The organism is Corallococcus sp. CA041A (assembly GCF_003612075.1).
GTDB lineage: Bacteria > Myxococcota > Myxococcia > Myxococcales > Myxococcaceae > Corallococcus > Corallococcus exiguus.
This window is the reverse complement of sequence record NZ_RAWF01000171.1, coordinates 1-21,782: the sequence shown is the minus strand read 5'-3', so window position 1 is coordinate 21,782 and position 21,782 is coordinate 1. Positions and strand designations below refer to the sequence as shown.

Here is a 21,782-nt window from a genome sequence, read left to right as displayed (position 1 = left end):
GGTCTCCGAGGGCCGGGAGTGGACGGCCCGGTCGTTGGGGATGGGCCTGCTCATTGGCGCGCTGCTGGCCGTCACCAACCTCTACATGGGATTGAAGACGGGCCTGTGGGACTCGGGCTCCATCGCGGCGGCGGTGCTGGGGTTCAGTGCCCTGGCGCCTTATGGGCGCAAGCGGGGCGTGCCCTACACGCCGCTGGAGAACAACCTCACGCAGACGGCCGCGGCGGCGGTGGGCGCGATGCCCGCGTCGGCGGGGCTGCTGGCCGCGATTCCGGCGCTGGCCCTGCTGGGCACGGGTGTGCCGGGCTGGGGCATCACGGTCTGGGGTCTGGTCCTGGGCGTGGTGGGCGTGCTGGTGGCGGGCTTGTTGCGGCGGCGCCTGCTGGAGCAGGAGGCCCTGCCGTTCCCCACGGGCATCGCCACCGCGGAGCTCATCTCCACGCTGCACGCGGCCACGCCGTCCGAAGCGCAAGGCACGCGGCCGGGACGGGGCCGGACGCTGGTGGGCGCCGGGGTGGTGGCGATGGCGCTCACGTGGATGCGCGATGCGCGCGGCTGGCTGCCGGGAATGGTGGCGCTGCCGGGCCGCGTGGGCGGCGTCTCGCTGGAGTCGCTGACGTGGGGCGTGGGCCTGAGCCCCATGCTGCTGGCGGTGGGGATGATGACGGGCCCACAGCTGGCGTTGAGCATGCTGCTGGGGTCGGGGCTGGCGTGGGGCGTGCTCGCGTCGCGGCTCCTGGACGCGGGCCTGGTGGCGGGCTCGGGGTACGAACCGCTGTCCTCGTGGCTGATATGGCCCGGCGTGGGGTTGATGGTGGGCGGGGCGGTGGTGTCGCTGGCGGCGCAGGCGAGGGACTTCCTGGGCGCGGTGAAGGACCTGCGTTCGGTGGGCGTGAGTCGGGGAGGGCTGCCCCGGTGGAGCCTGGGCGTGGCGGCGGTGGCATGCGTGCTGGCGGTGGTGATGGGCGGGCTGCTCTTCGGGCTGGGAGTCCCGTCGATGCTGCTGGTGCTCGCGCTGCTGGTGCCGCTGTGCGCGGTGTGTGCGCGAGGCGCGGGGCAGACGGACGTGTCGCCCGTGGGCCAGGTGGGGAACCTCACGCAGGTCATCTTTGGCGGGGTGCGGCCCGGAGAGTTGTCGTCCAACGTGGCGGCGGGTTCGGTGGTGGCGGGCGCGGCGGCGCAGACGGGCGTGAGCTTGTGGTCGTTGAAGGCGGGGCACCTGCTGGGGGCGTCGGCCTCCCGGCAGCTCGCCGCGCAGCTGGTGGGCGTGACGGTGGGCGCGGTGGTGGCGGTGCCTGCCTATCTGCTGCTGGTGGACACGTACGGGCTGGGGACGGCGGTGTTGCCGGTGCCCGCGGCGGCGCAGTTCCGGGCGGTGGCGGAGGTATCCGTGCGAGGTCTGGCGGGCCTGCCGCCCTACGCGGGCTGGGCCGCGCTGGTGGGCTTCACGGTGGGGGCGCTGTCGACGCTGGCCGCGAGGAGCCGGGTTTCGCGGTGGTTGCCGTCGCCGGTGGCGATGGGTATCGGCTTCATCACTCCCGCCTACTTCGCGGTGACGCTGTGCCTGGGCGCGGGGATGGTGATGCTCGCGCGGAAGTGGCCGAAGACGACGGACGCGCACGTCTCCTCGTTGGGCGCCGGAGCGCTGGTGGGGGAATCGCTGATGGGACTCCTCGTCGCGGCGACGACGGTGCTCTCGCGGTTGGCGTAGCGACAGGAGTCGTCGCTACGCCGCGGGCGTGAGGTCCCGCACCCGCTCCAGTGAGCGGCGGATGCGGTCCTCCATCAGGTTCGGCATGTGCGCCGCGCGCGCCAGCGCTTCTCCGAGCGCGAGCATCGCCTCCGCGAAGTCGCTTCGGCGCCAGGCCGCGAGGCCCATCATCTCCAGGACCTCCAGCGGCTCCTGCTCCACGGAGGCCTGGGCGGAGCGCTCGCGCAGCGCGTGCCACTCCTCCACGGTCGCGTCCTTCGAGGCCAGCTCCACCATGGAGAAGAGCACCTCCTCCGACGGGCTGAGGTTCACGCCGTGCCGGTTGGTCGCCATCGCCTGCCGCACCTGCTCCAGCAGGTCGCGCGCCCGGTCGTGCCTGTCCGTCCACGCCATGGCCCGCGCCTGGAGCAGCAGCGCCCAGGGACGGTGCGCCACCTCCGGATGCCGGCGCTCCAGCACGATGGCCCGCGCGATGTGCGGGGCCGCGGCCTCCACGTCGCCCGCCTGGTAGTACAGCTCGCCCAGGTTGTACTCGGCGAAGTACTCCCAGCCCACCACGCCCAGCTCGCGCCCCAGCTGCATGAAGCGCTCCTGGTCCTTCAGCGCGTTCGTCAGGTCGCGCCGAGCCACTCGCAGGTTGCGGCGGTTGTTGATGGCCGAGCCCAGGTGGAAGCGGTCTCCGCGCTCCGTGCACGCGCAGATGAGCTCGTCCAGCACGCGCTCCGCGGCGTCGATGTCGCCCAGGCTCGGCAGGATGGCCACCAGCAGGAGCAGTGAAACCACCAGCGTTTCGTAGCCCGCGTCGCCCAGCTTCCGCGCCCGCTCCGCCGCGGCCTCCAGGGTCATGAGCGAGTCCATCCATTCGCCCTTGCGGAACTGCGTGCGGCCGAGCGCCAGCAGGAGCCGCGCCTGCACGTAGGGCGACGTCACGGTCTCAGTCAGCTGCTTGGCTTCCTGGACCCGGGCCTCGCTGCGCGCGTAGTCGTTCACCCAGTCGAGCGCCACCGCCTCGTCGAGCAGCAGCTCCACCTCCGCGCGCGCATCCCCCACGCTCCGCGCCCGCTCGCGCGCGATGGCGAAGTCCGTGAGCGAGTCCTCGTACCGGCCGATGCGGTAGCGCATCAGGCCCCGGCCCCGCAGCGCCGTGAGCCTGCGCAGCTCGTCCTCGGGCTCGATGAGCTCCAGGGCGCGCGTGTACATGGCCTCCGCGTCCAGGTACGCGTGACGGCCGCGCGCGGACTCCGCGATGTCGATGGTCAGCGCCGCCGCCTCGTCGCGCAGGCCCCCCGACGCGGCGTGCAGCGCGAGCCGGGCCAGCCGCTGGCGCTCCTGCGCGCCCGCCGGGCTCAGGTAGTGGCGGTACGCGGCGTGGTGGATGCGCGCCTTCTCCTCCGCGGGCAGGCCCGCGACCACGGCCTCGCGCACCAGCTCGTTGCGGAAGCTCAGCCCCTCCGAGCGGTGCTCCACCAGCAGCCCCAGGTCCAGGAGCCGCCGCGTCGCATGCCCCGTGTCCAGCGGGAACTGGGAAGCCGCTCCGTCGCGCTCCAGCTCGCGCACCACGCCGTCCGCCGCCGTGCCGGTGAAGGTCGCGCCCAGCAGCGCGCACAGCCGGGCATGCGCGGCGAGCGCCGGAGGCAGCGCGCCCAGTTCGCGGTCCGCCAGCCACTCCACCAGCCGCAGCTCCGGCAGGCGGTCCAGTTCATCTGTGACGAGGTACCAGTTGCCGCCCGGCGCGCGCTGACGCACCAGCCCCTGACGCTTGAGGCCGCGCACCAGCTCCACCAGGAACAGGGGCACGCGCTGCGCGCGATCGATGATGCGCTCCACCGCCTGCGCCGGCACGTTCTCCACCGGCTTGAGCAGCGCGCGGCACAGGGCATGCGCGTCGCCCGGGGCCAGGCCGGACAGGGGCAGGTCCAACTGGCGCGCGGCGCGGGCGCTCCACGCTGGACGGCTCTGCTCGAAGCCCGGGCGCACCAGCACGCAGATCCACAGCGGCACGCGCGTCTCCGCGAGCGCCGCGTACTCCAGCGCGTCCAGCGCCGTCTCCTCCGCGAAGTGCGCGTCGTCCACGATGAGGCACAGGGGCCGTTCGCGGGCGTGCGCCGCCAGCAGCTCGCCCGTAGCGCGCATGGCCAGCGAGCGCAGCGCGCCCGGGGCCGCGGCCCAGCTGTGCAGCTCTGGCCCGCCCGGCGCGTACCACCCGAGCGTCGCGGCCACGCCCGGCCACAGCTCCATGCCCAGCCGGGTGCCCAGCCGGTCGAGGATGGCGGTGCGGCCGTCCTCCTGCGTGTCGGTGTCGTCGCGGTCGAAGCCGTGCAGCGCCACGCGCAGGAGCGTGCGCAGCGTGCCTTCAGGGTCGCCCTGCACGGGCTCACGCGCGCGCAGGGAGTGGACGCGCGCGTGCGGCAGCGCGGCCCTCAGGCGCAGGCCCAGCGTGGAGGACAGGTGGCTCTTGCCGTGGCCCCGGTCGCCGCGCACGGTGACGATGGTGGGCGCCGCGTCCGTCACCGCGGACCGGGCGCTCTCCAGGAGCTGCTCCAGCTCCACGTCGCGGCCCACCAGCATCGCGCTGCCCAGCTGCAGCACGGTGGCGTCCGGCCGGGGCGCGGCGCCCGAGGGCGCGGGGCGCATCAGCCCGGACCGTCCCGCCACCGGCAGGCACGGCACCTCCGGCACGGCCTCCGCGGCGGCGGGGGAGAGCAGGGGCCCGCGCAGCTCCACGAGGTGGGGGTAGCGCTCCTCGCGCGCGAAGATGGCGCCCAGGTAGCGGGGAGCGCCGTCGCGGCGGCGCTGCACGGTGACGTTGGCCACGTCGACGATGGACACCGGGGCGAGTCCCCGCTCGGCCAGTCCTTCGGCGGCCCGCAGCGCGCGGCGCACGGGGTTCTCTCCCACGTCGGGGTCGAAGACGCCCGCGAAGCGCTCGCCCTCCGCGAAGGCCATGTGGCCTCCGTAGGCGGTCAGGGCCTTCTGCATCGCCACGGGGTTGGCGCGCGAGAAGGTGAACAGCACCGCCACCGAGCGGCGCGTCTGGGCGGGGCGCACCTCGGGCAGCAGGGTGAGCCGGGGCGCGGGCTGCACGGCGGACTGGCCCGCGTGGTCCAGCGCCGCGCGCAGGGCCTGGGCCACGGCGGCGGCGTCGCGGGGACGGCGCGCGGGCTCCTTGGCCAGGCAGCGCAGCACGACCTCCTCCACGGGCGGCGCCACCGGGGCGTACTCCGAAGGAGGCGGAGGCCGCAGCGACAGGTGCGCCTGGAGCACCTCCGTGAGCGAGCCGAAGAAGGGCGGACGGCCCGCGATGAGCTCGTAGAGGATGACGCCCAGCGCGTACACGTCCGTGCGCGCGTCCAGGACCGCGTGGCCGGCGCACTGTTCGGGCGCCATGTATTCGGCGGTGCCGGCGAAGGAGGACGTGTCGCCGGGAGTGCCGTCGTCCGCGAGCACGCCAGGGGTCGGACGCTGCACCAGGCCGAAGTCGAAGACGCGGGCGCGCTTGTGGGTGTCGTCCAGGAAGACGTGCTCGGGCTTGAGGTCGCAGTGCACCAGTCCGTGCGCGTGCACGACGGCCACCGCCTCCAGGAGCGCGTTGGCGCGAGGCCCGAACTCCTGCGGCGACATGGGCCCGGACACCCGGGCCAGCCAGTCCGCGAGCGTGGGCAGGGGCACGTACTCCATGTCGACGAAGCGCTGTCCACCGGGCAGCGTGCCCACGGCATGGAGCGCGGGCACGGTGGGAGGCCCGATGACGCGCAGGGCCTCCGCCTCGCGGGCCAGCTGCGCCTCCGCGAGCGCGATGCCGGGCCGCGCCAGCTTCAGCGCGATGCGTTCACCCTCGGTGCCGTCAGCGGAGCGCTTGTGCGCGGCCAGCAGCACGCCGAAGCCACCGCGCGCGATGACCTTCTCGCAGCGGTAGCCCGGGACGTCGGGCATGACGAGCGAGGCATCGGATGGCGGAGCGATGGGAGGCGAGACGCCGGGCGGGCATGGCGCATGAGAGCCCTCCCAACGCCGCCCGCATGTGAGGCAGCGCGGCACGAGCGCCACTCTATGCCAGCGCCGCCGTGATTTCCGAACCACCAGGGTCGGTCATTCGACGGACACGTGAAGCATCCGTCAGAAGGCCGGAGGGCTTCCAGGCGTCACATCCTGTGAACCACGCGACACCGGACATCCGGGGCAGCCAGCGAGTCAGAGGGTCGACCGCGCACCGGCTGCGTCAATTCACACCGCATCGCGCCAAGGATGTCAGGAGTCCCTGCTAGCCCTGTTCAACAGGAGGAACAGGCATGAAAGGGATTCAGTCGCGAAGGCGCGAGTGGCTGTGCCTGGTGCTCATCGCCGGGCTGGTGGGCTGCGCGGGAGGACGAGCCCGTTCGTTGCCGGTGGGGCTGCACGGCTATGCGCGCTACCGCAGCGCATCGCCGGCACCGTTGCATGGGGACGCGGCGTCCGAGGGCGCGGGCGGCACGGTGGGGGATGAGGCTCCGGTGCGCCTGCCTCCGGGAACGGTGCTCATCGGGAGCGCGGAGGAACGGACGCGGCAGGCGGTGGAGCTGGGCCTGCTGGAGGTGGACGCGTTCGAGAAGCTCTTGCTGCGCGCCGGGCTGGAGGAGCCGCCGGTCCGTCGCAATCCCTTCACGCCCGAGGACGCGGCGGAGGTGTTGAACCGGCTGATGGAGGAGCCGGTGACGCTGGGGACGTACCCGCCTCGCATGGCGGCGGGCTTCGTGCTGCGCGAGGTGCTGGAAGGCGGCGCGGTGTCGCGCGAGGAGTTGGTGCGCCGGGTGGAGCGCTTCGTCCGGGAGCAGGTGGCGGTGCTGCGGCCGGACGGGTACCTGGCCTGGGCGCTCGATGGGCGCACGCAGCAGAGGGTGGGGGCCGTGCAGTGGAAGGACGGGACCTTCCGCGCGGGCAACTTCGAGCTGGGGCGCTTCTACAGCGGCAAGGGCGGTGTCTTCCGCGGAGTCGATGCACAGCTGCGTGCTGCGGATTGGCGCCCGCTCGCGGAGATGTACGACGACGCGGATGTCCTCAGTCGCTCCCTGGATGGCGCGGAGGACGCGTTCGTGGAGCTGTACCACGGCATGGGGCAGTTGCTGTCCCATCCCACGGACAGCTTCGCGAGTCTGCGCCATCTCCCGCAGCGCGTGGCGGCGCTCATCGCGTCATCGCCCGAGTATTGGGAGCGCTTCCGGTACATGACGGAGGGCGAGCAGATCCGCGAAGTAGCGCGGCTGACCACGAACGTCATCACGCTGTGGGGCACGGCCTCGGTGACGACGCGCACGTTGACGCGAGCAGCGGCGGGAGTGGAGGCCACCGTGCCCGTGCTCGCGGTGTCCGCGGAGGGACTGCTCAGTGTCGAGCGTATCGCGGTGCCCGTGGGACGCGCGGCGGCGGTGCTGAGTGGGGGACCCGGGGCAGCCATCGTCCTCCAGAAGGCCAACGCGACACCGGCTCCAGCCGAGCCAGGAAAGTGGGGGCCAGCCGAGGAGTCGATGTCCGCGCGGGCCCGGCGCTACCAGGAGCAGATCTCCGGGCACTCAGCGGACGAGGCCTACTGGGTCGGTGGAGTGGGAAGGAACAGCGGCGGCGTGAAGTTCGACGGCTTCCGGGACGGAGTGCTACGGGAGGCCAAGGGCCCGGGCTACGCGAACAAGTTCCAGGAAAGCCTGGAGCCAAAGGTCTGGTTCGAGGAAACGGGGGCCAGGCAGCTCCGGGACCAAGCGGAGCGGCAGTGGAGAAAGACGCGGAACATGGGAGTCCGCATCGAGTGGCATGTCGCGGAGAAGAAAGCGGCGGATGCCATCCGGAGCCTTCTCAAGGGTGATGGTATGGACGGAATCGAAGTCGTTCACACTCCGGCACGCTGATCAGAGGACCCCTTGACCACCGAGTCCAAGCCCCAGGCCTACCCGGATAGCTTCTTTGTGGGTGCCTACTGGGGGGCACGTCGGGAGTCGCCAGAAGCGTGCGCGCGTCGTGCGGCGGTCTTCCTGGAGCTCCTGGCAGCATGCGATCCGCTCCTGGCCCACTGGTACAAGTCCATCCGTTCCCGTAAGGGCACGCAGAAGCTGTCATTGATGCCGCCCGACGTGTCAGTGCTCACGGACTTGTTCCGGCGGGGCGTCAACCGTGAGGGCCGAGGACCCGTTATCGAGGAACTGGGCCTCCGCGTCGGCTTCCTCAACGGAGGTGCCGCCTCCGATGACGCACGCCTGAGCATCAAATGCGGAGCCTTCGATGCCCCCAGTCCCAACAACTGCATCTTGTCCCTCCCATTCGACGGACCGACCGCGGAGCGGGTGTTGACCCCCTCCGTGCTGGAGGCCGTGATGCGCGGAATGGTGGTCGCGTGGGAGCCGGACTGGATCGCGGCCATGTCCAGAGATCATCGGGATCTGGATGATCCGGACAACAGGACCAACGCATGGGTCGGCTGGGTGACCTATTTCTCCAAGCAGCGAGGCACCGTGCCCCCACTGCCCGCGCCCGTGCGAATCGAACCGGTGGAGGACAAGGGCACGCTCATCCTCCTGACCCCGGAACGCTTCACGGTGGCCAACCCGGAGCACGTGGCCCTGGCCAATCGCGTGCGCGAGTTGCTCACCCGGGCCGGGCTCATCAAGACCCGCTGAAAGAGAAACGGCGCGCTCCACCCCGGCCGGCGGAGCGCGCCAACAACAGTCCTACCGCTGCGGCACTTCAATCGCACGCAGCAGCGACCCATCCTGTCCAGGCACCCGCGCACGCAACAGCAGCGCGGCCCCAGGCTCCGCGGACGTCAGGGCCTGTGCCGCCTCCGCGACGCCAGATACCTTCTGGTCACCCACCTGCGTCAGCACCATCCCGGGCGCCAGGCCCGCGCGCTCCGCGGGGCTGCCGGACTCCACCGCCACCACCTGCGCGCCGCCGCTGCCGTCCTGCGCCTCCGACAGCCTCAGGCCCATCCGCTTCGACAGGGGCGCGGGCGTCGAATCCCGAGGCGTCATCTCCTCCTCACCCCGCTGAGTCGGCCGGGTGCCCAGCTTCACCGGCACCTCCATCGCCTTGCCGCCGCGCACCAGGCTCACCTTCACCTCGCTGCCCGGCTTGAGCAGCGCCACCGCGCGCGTCAGCGATCCGGCGGAGTCCACCGCGCGCTCGCCCACGGACGTGATGATGTCCTCCTCGCGCAGGCCCGCCTTCGCACCGGGGCCGCCCGCGCTGACGCCGGCCACCACCGCGCCCTTCGCCGCGTCCACGCGCAGCGCGCGCGCCAGCTCCGGCGTGAGGTCCTGCACCGCCAGGCCCACCCAGCCCCGGCGCACCACGCCCGTCTCCTGGAGCTGCGGCAGGAGCGCCTGGATGAGGTTCGCCGGCACCGCGAAGCCAATGCCCGTCGCGCCGCCGATGATGGCCGTGTTCATGCCCACCACCTCGCCCTTCATGTTGAAGAGCGGGCCGCCGGAGTTGCCCGGGTTGATGGCCGCGTCCGTCTGCAGGAAGTCGTCATACGGACCCGCGTGGATGTCGCGCGCCCGGGCGGACAGGATGCCCGCGCTCACGCTCGACGCGAGCCCGAACGGATTGCCAATGGCCATCACCGGGTCGCCCACGCGCAGACCATCCGAATCCCCCAGCTTCACGAACGGCAGGTTCCCGGACACGCCCTTCAACTGGATGAGCGCCACGTCCGTGAGCGCGTCGCGGCCCAGCACCTCCGCCTCGAACGAGCGCCCGTCCTCCAGCTTCACCCGGACGGTGTCCGCGCCCTCCACCACGTGGTTGTTCGTGAGCACCAGGCCGGACGGGTCGATGACGAAGCCCGACCCCAGCCCCTGCTTCGAGGGCGCGCCGCCCTCGCCAAAGGGATTCTGTCTGCCCTGCATTCCGAAGCGCTCGGCGAGGCCGGGGGGCAGGCCCTGCATCATCCCGCCCATGGCGGGGCGTACTCGGGCCTGCACCTCCACGTTCACCACCGCGCCCTTCACGGTGTCCACGAGCGGCGCCAGCGACATGAGCGCGCCGGGAGACCCGGGCGTGGGTGAATAGACCGCCGGCTCCACCTTCGCGCCCGAGGGCGTGGTGGCTGTCTTCAACGACAGCGTGGGTCGGGCGGGGGGAGCCACGTCCGCGGCCGGCTTGCAGGCCCCCAGGGCGACCAGGGGCATCAGCGTGAGTGCGCGGGCAAGGTGGCGGCGGGACGGAAGCGTGCGGACCATCGTGCGTTCTCCTTGAGTGGCGGCCGGAAGAGGGCCTTCCGGTCGGAGATGGGAAAGAAAGAGTCGAACCGGATGCGGTGGGCACCCTGGGAAGGAGGCAGCGGTCCCGTTCCACCAGCGACACCGGGAGCCACCGGTGGCCCAGCTGCCTGAAGGGAGCTCTTGGAGGAAGCCCCGCATCCGGTCCGACGCCGGGACTTCATTGCAGTCCGTGGGCCAACCCCTCCAGAACCCCCCTTCAGAGGGGAGCCGGGCCCCAGAAGGCCCCAGGGCGCGGGGCAAAGTGCCCCAACCGGGGCATTTCGCCCGGGGGCGGCGTGCCCCAGACCCCACCCCCGTGGCTCCCGCCGGACATGGCACGGCGGATGCTCATGGAGCGAAGGGGCCCCCCGCGAGCGTCGCCGCCGCGGCACCTTCAACCCCTCCAGGAGTTCACGCCCATGGTGCACGAGCAATCAGAAGGAGTCGCGCGCGGCGCGGCCTGGGAAGACCCCCACTCGGAGCCCGCGAGGCCTCCTCGCATCCTGGTCGCGGATGATCAGACGGAGATGCGCACGCTCATCCGCAAGATGCTGGTGCGGCGCGGTTATGACGTGGTGGAGGCGTCGGACGGGCCGGACCTGGTGCGCGTCCTCATTGAAGGGCTGACGGCGGAGGAGTCGCGCGCGCCCGACCTCATCATCACGGACGTGCGCATGCCGGGCTTCACGGGCCTGGAGGTGCTCGCCCGGCTGCGGCGCGAGCAGTGGAACACGCCGGTCATCCTCATCACCGCCTTCGGCGACGTGCACCTGCACCGCGAGGCCCTGCGCCTGGGGGCTGCCTGTGTGCTCAACAAGCCGTTCGACATGGACGAACTGCGAGGCGCGGTGGAGGTGGCCCTCGCGGTGACACGCGAGTGACGCCACCCCGGGTGATGGCGCGCTAAGGTGGCGCGGCAATGCCTGTCGCAAGGAAGCCCATGCGCCGCCTCCCCTGGTCCCTCTCGTTGTCGCTCCTGTGCCTGGCATGCGCGCCCACGCAGCGCCAGACGCCGGACGCGGGCACTCCGGAGGTCAAGCCCCAGCGGCTGGTGGCGCACATCGTCCACACCTACCCGCACGACCCCACGGCGTTCACGCAGGGGCTCCAGTTCCACCAGGGCCAGCTCTACGAGAGCACCGGTGAGAAGGGCGACCTGCGCCGCATCTCGCTGGAGCAGGCGGCGCCCCTGTGGAAGCAGCCCCTGCCGGACGTGTTCCCAGAGGGGCTCGCGAGCGACGGACAGCGGCTGTACCAGCTCACCTGGCAGGACGAGACGCTCTTCGTGTGGAACGGCGCGCCGCCCGCGCAGGAGAAGCAGGTGGAGTACGACGGCGAGGGCTGGGGCCTGTGCTACTGGCAGGGCCAACTGGTGCGCAGCGACGGCACGTCCACGCTGCGCTTCCACGACCCGAAGGACTTCCACGTGAAGTCCCAGGTGCAGGTGACGTTGCAGGGTGTGCCGCAGGAGATGCTCAACGAACTGGAGTGCGCGGAGGACGGCGTCTACGCCAACGTCTGGCATTCCAACAACATCCTGAAGATTGATTACGCCACGGGCCGCGTGCTGGCGGTCATCGACGCATCGGCGCTGGCGCAGGCGGTGCGAGGCCGGGTGCGCAGCTACGAGGCGGTGCTCAACGGCATCGCGCTGGAGCCCGGCACCGGCCGCCTGTTCCTCACCGGCAAGCTGTGGCCCGACCTCTTCGAAGTGACGCTGGTGGGGCCCGCGGCCACGCCGTAGCGCATTCCAGTCCTCCCGCTTCAGGCGGAGGGGGACTCACCCTGTCTGGAAAAGCGCCGCCGCACGGTCCGGACCACCTCCGCGTCCCAGCGCGGTGACAGCAATTCCAGCGCGGTCCGCCGGAAGGGCAGGGCGCACGCCAGGCACGCCAGCGTCGCGGCCAGTCCAATGAGCGTGTTCTGCCAGGAGCCCAGGTTCCACTGCCCGGACCATGACCACGGCTCCATGCTCGTGGGCCACAGGTAGTGGATGGGCCAGTCCGGCCCGCTGCCGGCGAGGTCGCACAGCAGATGACCGTGGAACGCAGCCACCGACAGCAGGGCCACCGCTGCTCTTTGCCGCGCCAGCGCCGTACACACCGCCATGGTGACGAGCGCTCCCACGTAGCCATGAAAAATCACGTGGTGATAACGCGAATAAAACTCTTCACCCGCCAGCAATGACAAACCATCCAGGTCCGGCGCGAGTCCCGCGCAGGTGACCAGGATGCGGTCACGCCGTTCGCGCAGGCCTTGCGAGAGGAGCCAGGACAATTCGGCGTGGACGATGGGATTCATGGGTGTGCACTAGCGTACGGCATGCCGGGGCCACGGCGAAGGTTCCCGGGGCAGTGCGTTGAGAAAGTGGGGGGCAATGACTCATCATGAATTCCATCTCCGCGCACCCGCGTCTGGGCATCGCCACGCTTTTTGAAGCGCACGCACGAAACACACCCGAGGCCGTGGCGCTGCATTCTGACGGCGGTGTGCTCCGCTATGACACTCTCAACCGGCGCGCGAACCGGCTGGCGCGGCGGCTCCAGGCGCTCGGTGTGGGGCTCGACCAGCCCGTGGGCATCCTCTCCGAGCGCACACCGGAAACAGTGGTGGGATTGCTGGGCATCCTGAAGGCAGGAGGCGCCTATCTCCCCCTGGACCCGAGTCATCCTCCGGAGCGGCTCGCCGCGATGGTGGCGGACTCCGGGGTGCGGGTCCTCGTCGGACGGCGTGAGGCGGTCCAGGGGCTGCGCTTCCAGGGGCACGCCGTCGAGCCTCCCTCTTCGGATGAACCTCTGGAGGCGCAGGATGCCGTGAACGTGACGAGCGGAGCGGGGCCGGACTCGCTGGCGTATGTGCTCTACACGTCCGGCTCCACGGGCAGGCCCAAGGGTGTGTGCATCCCGCACCGGGGCGTGGCGCGGCTGGTGCTGGACGAAGGCTTCATGGGCTTCCGGCGCGAGGACCGAGTCCTCCAGGCCGCTTCGTATGCCTTCGATGCCTCGACGCTGGAGGTCTGGGGCGCGCTGCTGAACGGCGCGACGCTGTGTCTGGTTTCACGGGATACCCTGCTGTCGCCTCCGCTCCTCGCGGCGAAGCTCCAGCGGGATGCCATCTCCGCCGCGGTGCTGAGCACGTCGCTGTTCCATCAACTGGCCGCCGCCATCCCGGATGCGTTCGGTGGGCTCCGTGTCCTGATGGTGGGCGGCGACGTGCTGGACCCCAAGTGGGTGGCGCGAGTCATGGCGAAGGGAAAGCCCCAGCGGCTGCTCAACAGCTATGGCCCCACGGAGTGCACCACCTCCGCTACGGCGTATGAGCTCCTCGCGCCTCCGGAGCCGGGCGTGTCCATTCCCATCGGCAGGGCGCTCGCTCGGCTCCAGTTGCATGTCCTGGACGACGCGGGGAAGCCGCTGTCCGTGGGCGAAGTGGGGGAGCTGTACCTGGGCGGAGAGGGGCTCGCGCGGGGCTACCTGAACCGTCCCGTCCTCACCGGCGAGCGGTTCCTGCCGGATCCGTTCAGCGACGTGCCCGGGGCGCGGATGTACCGGACGGGAGACCGGGCGCGGTGGCTCCAGGATGGCAACCTGGAGTTCCTGGGGCGGGTGGACCACCAGGTGAAGATTCGCGGCGCGCGAGTCGAGCTGGCGGAGATCGAGAGCGTCCTGCGCACCCACCCGCGAGTCGGTGACGCCGTGGTCCGCGTGCACGAGGTCTCCCCGGGCGACAAGCGGCTCGTCGCGTATGTCTCACCGCACGGGGTGGAGGACGCGGAGCTGCGCGCGTATCTGGGGACGAAGCTGCCGGACTTCATGCTTCCCCATGCGGTCATGGCGCTGGAGCACATGCCGCTCAACGCCAGCGGCAAGGTGGACCCCTCGCGGCTTCCAGTGCCGCGCTTTGGTTCGGGGGAGGGGGAGACACCGCGCACGCTGCTGGAGCAGGAGATTGCTCGCGTCTGGTCGGAGGTCCTGGGGACGCAGCAGGCGGGAACGCAGGACCGCTTCATGGAGTCAGGCGGGGACTCGCTGCTCGCGATCCGTTTCATTGAACGGCTGGAGCAGGCGGTGTCGGTCCGTCTGCCCGTGCGGACGCTCTTCGACAGTCCGAACATCGCGGAGCTGGCGCGGTCGGTGGAAGCGGCACGGGGAACGATGCGAAGCATCGATGTGCCACCCATCGTCCCGGTGGACCGGACACAGCCCCTGCCCCTGTCTGATTCCCAGCGGCAACTGTGGCTCCTGGAGCAGCTGGCACCCCGGAGCGCCGTCTACAACGAGCCCTTCACGCTGTATCTGCCCGGTGACCTCCAGCCCGAAGCGCTGGAGCGCGCGTTCCGGTCACTCATCGCCCGGCATGAAGTGCTGCGGACGACCTTCGGCTCCACTCCGGACGGTCCGTTCCAGCGCGTGCATCCGGACATGCAGTTCCACCTGCGACGTGTGGACCTGCACGCTGTGCCCGGAAGCCTGCGGAGCGCGAAGGCATTGCAGTTGGCCACCCAGGAGGCGCGTGAGTCCTTCGACCTGGAGCACGGGCCGCTGTTACGTGCGACGTGGATGCGATTGAGCGCGACGGAGAGCCGCCTCGCCCTGGTGATGCATCACCTCATCGTGGATGGCTTCACGATGGCGGCGTTCCTCCAGGAACTGCACGGGTTCTACCTGGCGGAGGCACCTTCGCTGCCGCCACTGCCGCTCCAGTACGGCGACGCCGCTGTCTGGCAGCAGGGGGCCCGCTACCAAGAGGCCATCGCATCGCACCTGGACTGGTGGAAGCAGACGCTCGCGGGGGCTCCGCACCTGGAACTCCCCATGCAGCATCCCCGCCCCCAGGTCCCGAGCTTCCGCGGGGCCAAGCACGTCGTGCGAATCCCCGGAGACCTCCTGGAGTCCGTGAAGGCGCTGGGGCGTGGAGAGGACTCCTCGCTCTTCATGACGATGCTGTCCGTGTTCGGCGCGCTGCTGCACCGCTACTCCGGGGCGGAGGACCTCATCGTCGGCGGTGCCTTCTCCGGGCGGAGCCGCGCGGAGTCTCGGGCCATCTCCGGGCACTTCGTGAACCTGCTGCCGCTGCGGCTGCGCTTCTCCGAGGGGCTGACCATCCGGGGGCTGTTGGCGCAGGTGCGCCGCGTCTGCCTGGAGGCGCTCGAACATCAGGACGCGCCGCTCGTGCGCATCGTGGAGGCGGTGAACCCGGCGCGCATCCCTGGCGCCAACCCGTTGTTCCAGGTGAGCTGCACGCTGGAGCCGCGCATCGCGGTGCCGGCGTCGGACTGGCGGGTGGAGCCCCACGACGTCGACACAGGGACGTCGAAGCTCGACCTCTCCATCGAACTGGATGAGCGGCCCGACGGCATGTCCGTGCGGTGGGAGTACGCGCTGGACGTCTTCGAGCCCTGGATGATCCACCAGCTGGGTCAGCACTTCGTGACGCTGCTGCGCGAGGCAGCACAGGACCCGGAGCAACGGGTCTTGGCGTTGCCGCTGCTCTCGGAGGCGGAGCAATCACAAGTGCTCGCCTGGGCTCATGGACCCGTGCGCGACGTGTCGCACGCGGACTGTCTGCACCCCCTGTTCGAAGCACAGGTGGTGCGCACGCCAGACGCGCCGGCCCTCGTCTTCCAGGGACGGTCCCTGAGCTACCGGACGCTGAACGCGGAAGCGAACCGGCTGGCCCATCACCTCATCTCCCAGGGCGTCCGGCCTGGAGACTTCGTGGGCGTCTGTGTCCAGCGCTCCTTCGAGCTGATCATCGCCCTGCTGGCGACATTGAAGTCGGGCGCGACCTACGTGCCGCTGGACCCCGCCTATCCCAGGGCACGGCTGGAGTTCACGGTGCGGGACGCGGGGCTGAGGCTCATCCTCGCGCAGGAGACGACGCTCGCGCTCATGGACGGTGTGGGCGTCCCGGTGGTCGCGCTGGAGCAGGTGCGCGGCGGTCCGGAGGACACGCCTCGGGTCCACGTCACCGGGGATGACCTCGCGTATGTCATCTACACCTCCGGCTCGACGGGTCAGCCCAAGGGCGTGTGCATCAGCCACCGGAGCGCGGCGCACCTGACGGAGACCGTGGCCTGGGACTTCGGCTTCGCACCGGGACAGCGCGTGGCGCAGTGCGCGCGGTATGGCTTCGACTTCTCCGTCGCGGAGATCTTCCCGACGCTCTCCTCCGGCGCCACGCTGTACCTCATGGCCCAGGAGGACGTGGCCGCCGGTGAGGAGCTGGCGGACTTCCTGGAGACCCAGCGCATCCACACCGCGATGTTCACGCCGTCTGCGCTGGGCTCCATGGCGTGGCGGCCGCTTCCGGACCTGAAGACGCTCGCGATTGGAGGCGAGGAGCTTCCCGCGCGGCTCGTGGACACGTGGGCTCCGGGCCGCCGGTTCATCCAGGTCTACGGGCCCACCGAGGCCACGGTCTTCACGACGACCGGGGAGTGCATGGCCGGCGAGGGCCCGTACCCCATCGGGACACCCCTCTCCGGTTACGAGGTCTACCTGCTGGATGAAACCCTGATGCCGGTCCCGGTGGGCGTGCGCGGCGCGCTCTACATCGGAGGCAAGGGGCTGGCGCACGGCTACCTGCACCGCCCTGAACTCGACGCGGAGCGGTTCATCCCGCATCCCTTCAGCTCCGAACCGGGCGCGCGCCTCTACAAGAGCGGAGACATCGCCAGCCATCGCCCGGATGGCGGCATCGACTTCCACGGGCGGTCTGACCGCCAGCTCAAGCTGCGCGGCTTCCGTATCGAACTGGGCGAGATCGAGGCCGCGTTGCGCAAGCACCCGGATGTCCGGGACGCCGTGGTTGAACCGCGGCTGCTCGCGGGAGAGCGGCACCTGGTGGGCTACGTCATCCCCCGGGATGCCGCCTCGGCGTCACGTCTGCTGACACCTGCGTTCAAGGAATCGCTGGGTGAAACACTTCCGCCGCACATGGTTCCCCGGGAGTGGGTGTTGCTGGAGGCGTTTCCGATGGGGCCGACAGGGAAGCTTGACCGCGACGCGCTGCCGTTGCCTTCCGGCAATGCCCAGGCTGCTCCCGAAGCGCCCGCGTCCACGGAGCGTGAGAAGGCATTGGAGCGCATCTGGTGCCGGATTCTCGGCGTGGAACGCGTCGGCAGGCAGGAGGGGTTCTTCGACGCGGGTGGGAACTCGCTGCTGCTCACTCGGGTCCAGTCCGCGCTGGCGTCGGAGCTGGGCATCCGCGTGAGCATGGCCACGCTGTTCCAGTTCCCGACCATCGAATCCCTCGCGCGGCACCTGGACGCGGACTCTGCCGTGCAACCGGTGACGCCGGAGCCCGCGCGAACCCTCGCGCGTTCCTCTGGCCCCATCGCCATCATCGGTACGGCCGGACGGTTCCCGGGAGCACCCAGCGTCGAAGCGCTGTGGACGTTGCTGGTGGAGGGCCGCGAGGGCCTGTCCCGGTTCAGCCGGGAGACGCTGCTCGATGCGGGCGAGGATCCCCAGCTCCTGGACGATCCTTCCTACGTCCGTGCCTCCGGGCTGCTGGAGGACGTCGAGTTCTTCGACGCAGCCTTCTTCGGCTACAGCCCACTGGACGCGCGGCTGATGGATCCGCAGCTCCGCATGTTCCTGGAGTGCGCATGGGAGGCACTCGAAGCGGCGGGCTACGACCCGAAGCGGCTGCCCGGCAAGGCGGGGCTGTTCGCGGGCTCGGGAGTGCCGCGCTACTGGTTGGATCAGGTGATGCCGCGCTTCCGTTCGCTGTCCGTGGCCGCGGAGGCGTACCGGTCCATCCTGGGCAATCCATGGCAGTTCCTCGCCACGGCGACGGCGTATCAACTGGGCCTGCGTGGGCCCGCGCTCACGGTGCAGACCGCTTGCTCCACGTCACTGGTGGCCGTGCACCTGGCCTGCCAGAGCCTGCGCGCGGGCGAATCCGATGTGGCCCTGGCGGGAGGCATCTCCCTCTTCGCGTCCGGTCCGTCCGGTTACCTCCATGAGGCAGGTGGCATCACCTCTCCGGATGGACACTGCCGTCCCTTCGACGCGAAGGGGCAGGGGACGGTGCCCTCCAGCGGCGTGGGCATCGTGGTGCTCAAGCGCCTGGAGGATGCGCTTCGGGATGGAGACTCCATCCATGCCGTCATCCGGGGCTCGGCCATCAACAACGACGGAAACGCCAAGGTCGGCTTCACCGCCCCGAGCGTGGAGGGCCAGCGCGACGTCATCACGCGAGCACACGCCGACGCGGGCGTTGCCGCTCGTGACATCACCTACGTCGAAGCCCACGGCACGGCGACGCCACTGGGCGACCCGCTGGAGGTCCAGGCGCTGCGGCTCGCCTTCGGAGCCCGTGAGGCGTCGGAGCCCGCGGTGGTCCTGGGGGCGCTCAAGAGCAACGTGGGGCACCTGGACTCGGCGGCCGGGGTGGCGGGGTTGATCAAGACGACGCTGGCCCTGGAGCACCGCTTCCTCCCGGGCACCGTCCACTTCGAGCAGCCCCATCCGGAAGCGGGCCTGGAACGTTCGCCCTTCGTCGTGAGTCGCGAAGGGCGGCCGTGGTCCCTGCCTGAGGGCTTCCCACGTCTCGCGGGCGTCAGCGCGTTTGGCATTGGAGGAACGAATGCGCACGTCGTCCTCGAAGAGGCACGCCCCGCGCCCACCGTCGACGTGAGCACGTTGGCGGAAGTGCTGGTGCTCTCGGCGCGGAGCGGGGATTCATTGAACGCGGCTTCACGGCGGCTCGCGGATCATCTGGAACGGCATCCGGAGCAGCCCCTGGCGGACGTCGCGTACACGTTGCAGGAGGGACGGACGGCGTTCGGATACCGGCGCGCCATCGCGTGCGAGACACCCGCGGAGGCCATCGCGAAGCTCCGGCGGGACGAGCCCGTGAAGCCCGCTTCGTCCCCGTATCCTGAAGTGTGCTTCCTGTTCCCGGGGACGGGCACCCAGGAGGCGGGCATGGGTGCGGCGTGGTACCGGCGCGCTCCGGCGTATCGCGAGGCCTTCGATGCATGCGCCGCCCTCTTCGGTCCGGAGATGGAGCGCGACCTTCGTGCCGTGCTGCTCACCGACGAGCGCGGAGCAAAGGCGGAGGAAGCACTGCGAGCACCCTCGCTGGGCATGGCCGCCATCTTCACGACGGAGTACGCGCTGTCGCGGCTGCTGGGTGCCTGGGGTCTCCACCCGACGAGCCTCCTGGGCCACAGCCTTGGGGAATACGCCGCCGCGTGTCTCTCCGGCGTCCTGTCGCTGGAGCAGGCCGTGTCGCTGGTCGCGCTGCGCGGCCGCCTCTGCGATGCACTGCCACCGTCCGGCATGCTGGCCGTGCCCCTGTCGGAAGGCGTGCTCACGCAGGCGCTGCCACCTGGACTGTCCCTGGCCGCGGTCAACGGACCCGGGCAGTGTGTGGTGTCCGGCGCGTTGGAGGTGTTGGAGGACTTCGTGGCGCGGCTGCGGGAGCGGGGCGTGAGGACGAAGCGGTTGCCGAACGCGAGCGGGTTCCACTCCGCGCTCGTGGAGCCCGCGATGCAACCGCTCACGGACCTGGCCAGGTCGATGCGCCCGAAGTCCCCGGCGATTCCCCTCATCTCCAACGTCACGGGCACCTGGCTGACCGCGGACGATGCGCACGACCGCACGTACTGGGCCCGTCACCTGAGGCACACGGTCCGGTTCTCCTCGGGGCTGGAGCTGCTGCTGGAGGACCGCGAGCGGTTGTTCGTGGAGGTGGGACCGGGACAGACGCTCTCAGCGTTGACGCTGTTGAACCACCGGGTAGGGCGGGAGCGGCTCGTGCTGCACACGCTCGGAGTGTCTACGGGACGGCGTCATCCACCGGAGAGTGATGAACAGGCCCTGCTCCATGCCGTGGGACAGCTCTGGTCCGCGGGCTTCCCCGTGGACTGGGACGTGGTGCGCGGCAGCGGGCCGCGCAGGCGCGTCGTGCTGCCGACGTATCCCTTCGAGCGCAAGCGGTACTCGCTGGCGGAGAAGACGCCACGGCTGCCTCGGCCTGAAGTCACGAACGAGCCCCGGCCGCTCAGCCGTGAAGAGGTCCACGCCTCCATGGAAGCACTCTGGAAGGAGCTGCTCGGCGTGGACACGCTGACGCCGGACAGCCACTTCTTCGAGCTGGGCGGCACGTCGCTCCTGGTCGTGCAGCTCAACCGCGAACTCAAGACGCGGCTGTCGGTGAGCCTGTCACTGCATGCGGTGCTGGAACACCCGACGCTGGGCGCATGGGTGCGAGCGGTCCAGGACGAGCTGGAGCGTACGGGGCGGCCACTCACCAAGGCGGCACCGCTCCGGATGGAACTCCAGGAGGGACGGCGTGGACGGACACCGCTCTTCCTGGTGCAGCCCATTGGGGGCACGGTCTACACGTACCTGCCCCTGGCGAAGCAGCTGGGCGCGGACACGCCGGTCCACGCGTTCCGCGCATCGGGGCTGGAGCCCGGCGAAGTGCTCTACCGCGACGTGTCCGCGATGGCCCGCGCGTACGTGGACGAACTGCTGACCTTCCAGCCCCAGGGCCCCTTCTGGCTGGGCGGCCACTCCTCGGGCGGCGTCATCGCCTACGAGATGGCGGCCGAGCTGCTGAAGCGGGGCCACTCCGTGGCGGGGGTCATCCAGATCGACACGGTGACGGTGGACGACTCGCACAGGCTGAACATCCGGAGCGTGGGAGACGTGCTCCGGCTCATCGACGCGTTCCAGGAGATCTCCCCGCGCGCGGCGGACGGGCTGCGGACGGCGATGGAGCTCGACACGCGGCTGCGCGACGTGGTGCTCGCCACCAACGAGGCCATCGCCGCGTACGCGCCGGGACGGCACGCGGTGCCGCTCGTGTACCTGCGGGCCACGGAGCGGGACTCGGTGCTGGACTCGCACGCGGCGGCCTGGTGGAAGGCGCTGACGACCGCTTCGTTCCAGTCCCACGACGTGCGCGGCAACCACTTCACCGTCATGGAGGAACCCCACGTGGCGGAGGTGGCGCGGCTCATCCGTGAGCAGCTGACAGCGGGAAGGGGAGGGGAGCGTGATGACCTCGACGCGGGATGAATGGAAGGCGGAGCTCTCACGGCGCTTCACCGCGTTCGTGGAGGCCTACGAGCGGGGCAGCCTGGAGGCCCTGTCCGAGCTGTTCTGGCACGACGACGACATCGTGGTCGTGGGCACGCACTCCAACCTCCACTTCATCGGCTGGGCGCAGGTGGAGCACTCCTTCCGCACCCAGTTCGGGAGCCTGCGCGACATCCGTGTGACGCTGCGCTCGGAGCAGTTCTGGCACGGGGGCGCACCGCCCTCCACGATGGCCTGCCTCACGGTGCCCGCGATGGACATCGCCCTGGTCGCGGGCGGCAGGCCCGTCACCTTCGAGGGCATCCGCGTGGCTTGCGCCTTCGAACGCCGGGGCGTCGAGTGGCGGATGGTCCAGATGCACTGGTCGCTTCCGCGCACGGAGGTGCTGGTGGACCACAAGCGCCGCTGATTACCCCGGAGGCAGCGGCGAGCGTCGCGGCGTGCCCAGCAGCTCCAGCGTGCGCAGCGCCACGTCCGCCAGCGTGGACGTGCATGGCATGCAGCCCCCGCCGCAGCAGGGAGCCCAGTCGCCCTCCGGATCCCTCAGCAGTGGATACACACAGCCCCGTAGGGACTGGGGCAGCCCCGCGTCGTCACAAGCTTGAAGCAGCGCCGCCTGCACGGTGGCATCCTTCACATCCATGGCCACATCTTCCTAACTGACACCCGGAAGGAAGGCAGCCCATGCGCACGACATCATCCGACCCGCGCTTCTCCCGCCGCGCCTCCGTGGTGCTCCTGGCGTTCCTCGCCTGCGCATGCACGAGGCCCGCCCCGTCCTCC

At 70.7% G+C, this 21,782-nt stretch carries 11 protein-coding genes; 7 read left to right on the top strand and 4 right to left on the bottom strand.

All coding sequences use genetic code 11. The features are described 5' to 3' along the window. Positions 1–1,711, top strand: a 1,711-nt coding sequence (locus tag D7V77_RS27075; RefSeq protein ID WP_120579196.1) for an OPT/YSL family transporter, incomplete at its 5' end; no start/stop codon positions are given. A gap of 15 nt (positions 1,712–1,726) precedes the next feature. On the opposite strand, the gene D7V77_RS27070 is transcribed toward D7V77_RS27075, so the two are convergent. Then, entirely contained in the window at positions 1,727–5,644 is a 3,918-nt protein-coding gene (locus tag D7V77_RS27070; RefSeq protein ID WP_199733898.1) for a serine/threonine-protein kinase PknK, read from the bottom strand. Between the two features lie 356 nt (positions 5,645–6,000). Between D7V77_RS27070 and D7V77_RS45790 the strand changes: the two genes are divergently transcribed. Together D7V77_RS45790 and D7V77_RS27060 are read left to right on the top strand one after the other, a co-directional pair. Beyond that, on the top strand, positions 6,001–7,587 hold the full coding sequence (locus D7V77_RS45790; protein WP_120579193.1) for a Tox-REase-5 domain-containing protein: 1,587 nt from the start codon (positions 6,001–6,003) through the stop codon (positions 7,585–7,587). A gap of 12 nt (positions 7,588–7,599) precedes the next feature. After that, positions 7,600–8,352 (top strand): immunity 52 family protein, encoded by a 753-nt coding sequence (locus D7V77_RS27060; RefSeq protein ID WP_172811328.1) that lies wholly within the window; start codon positions 7,600–7,602, stop codon positions 8,350–8,352. Between the two features lie 51 nt (positions 8,353–8,403). Here the strand turns inward: D7V77_RS27060 and D7V77_RS27055 are convergent, their stop codons facing one another. Continuing rightward, positions 8,404–9,918 carry a Do family serine endopeptidase gene (locus D7V77_RS27055; RefSeq protein ID WP_120579192.1) on the bottom strand — a complete coding sequence of 505 codons (1,515 nt, stop codon included), beginning with the start codon at positions 9,916–9,918 and terminating at the stop codon, positions 8,404–8,406. 440 nt (positions 9,919–10,358) lie between these two features. Between D7V77_RS27055 and D7V77_RS27050 the strand changes: the two genes are divergently transcribed. Further along, positions 10,359–10,820, top strand: coding sequence for a response regulator (locus tag D7V77_RS27050; RefSeq protein WP_120579191.1), 462 nt, complete (start codon positions 10,359–10,361; stop codon positions 10,818–10,820). 59 nt (positions 10,821–10,879) lie between these two features. Next, a complete protein-coding gene (locus D7V77_RS27045; RefSeq protein WP_120579190.1) occupies positions 10,880–11,683 on the top strand; it encodes a glutaminyl-peptide cyclotransferase in 804 nt (267 codons plus the stop codon). A gap of 20 nt (positions 11,684–11,703) precedes the next feature. Here D7V77_RS27045 and D7V77_RS27040 read toward each other — a convergent pair whose 3' ends face one another. Continuing rightward, complete coding sequence (locus D7V77_RS27040; RefSeq protein WP_120579189.1) at positions 11,704–12,240, bottom strand: metal-dependent hydrolase; 537 nt, start codon at positions 12,238–12,240, stop codon at positions 11,704–11,706. Between the two features lie 86 nt (positions 12,241–12,326). Here D7V77_RS27040 and D7V77_RS27035 point away from each other — a divergent pair, with 86 nt between their 5' ends. Both D7V77_RS27035 and D7V77_RS27030 read left to right on the top strand, forming a co-directional pair. Then, positions 12,327–20,978 (top strand): non-ribosomal peptide synthetase/type I polyketide synthase, encoded by an 8,652-nt coding sequence (locus D7V77_RS27035; protein ID WP_120579188.1) that lies wholly within the window; start codon positions 12,327–12,329, stop codon positions 20,976–20,978. After that, entirely contained in the window at positions 20,959–21,408 is a 450-nt protein-coding gene (locus tag D7V77_RS27030) for a nuclear transport factor 2 family protein (protein ID WP_120579187.1), read from the top strand. Before D7V77_RS27035 ends, D7V77_RS27030 begins: the two co-directional genes overlap by 20 nt. Here the strand turns inward: D7V77_RS27030 and D7V77_RS27025 are convergent, their stop codons facing one another. Further along, entirely contained in the window at positions 21,409–21,642 is a 234-nt protein-coding gene (locus D7V77_RS27025) for a hypothetical protein (protein WP_120579186.1), read from the bottom strand. Between the last annotated feature and the right edge of the window lie 140 nt (positions 21,643–21,782).

What these genes read in the sequence shown, in the direction of transcription:
- D7V77_RS45790 (WP_120579193.1), top strand. Translation starts at nt 6,001, where the DNA reads ATGAAAGGGATTCAGTCGCGAAGGCGCGAGTGGCTGTGCCTGGTGCTC.
- D7V77_RS27050 (WP_120579191.1), top strand. Translation starts at nt 10,359, where the DNA reads ATGGTGCACGAGCAATCAGAAGGAGTCGCGCGCGGCGCGGCCTGGGAA.
- D7V77_RS27025 (WP_120579186.1), bottom strand. Translation starts at nt 21,642, where the DNA reads ATGGATGTGAAGGATGCCACCGTGCAGGCGGCGCTGCTTCAAGCTTGT.
- D7V77_RS27055 (WP_120579192.1), bottom strand. Translation starts at nt 9,918, where the DNA reads ATGGTCCGCACGCTTCCGTCCCGCCGCCACCTTGCCCGCGCACTCACG.
- D7V77_RS27070 (WP_199733898.1), bottom strand. Translation starts at nt 5,644, where the DNA reads ATGCCCGACGTCCCGGGCTACCGCTGCGAGAAGGTCATCGCGCGCGGT.
- D7V77_RS27040 (WP_120579189.1), bottom strand. Translation starts at nt 12,240, where the DNA reads ATGAATCCCATCGTCCACGCCGAATTGTCCTGGCTCCTCTCGCAAGGC.
- D7V77_RS27030 (WP_120579187.1), top strand. Translation starts at nt 20,959, where the DNA reads ATGACCTCGACGCGGGATGAATGGAAGGCGGAGCTCTCACGGCGCTTC.
- D7V77_RS27035 (WP_120579188.1), top strand. Translation starts at nt 12,327, where the DNA reads ATGAATTCCATCTCCGCGCACCCGCGTCTGGGCATCGCCACGCTTTTT.
- D7V77_RS27045 (WP_120579190.1), top strand. Translation starts at nt 10,880, where the DNA reads ATGCGCCGCCTCCCCTGGTCCCTCTCGTTGTCGCTCCTGTGCCTGGCA.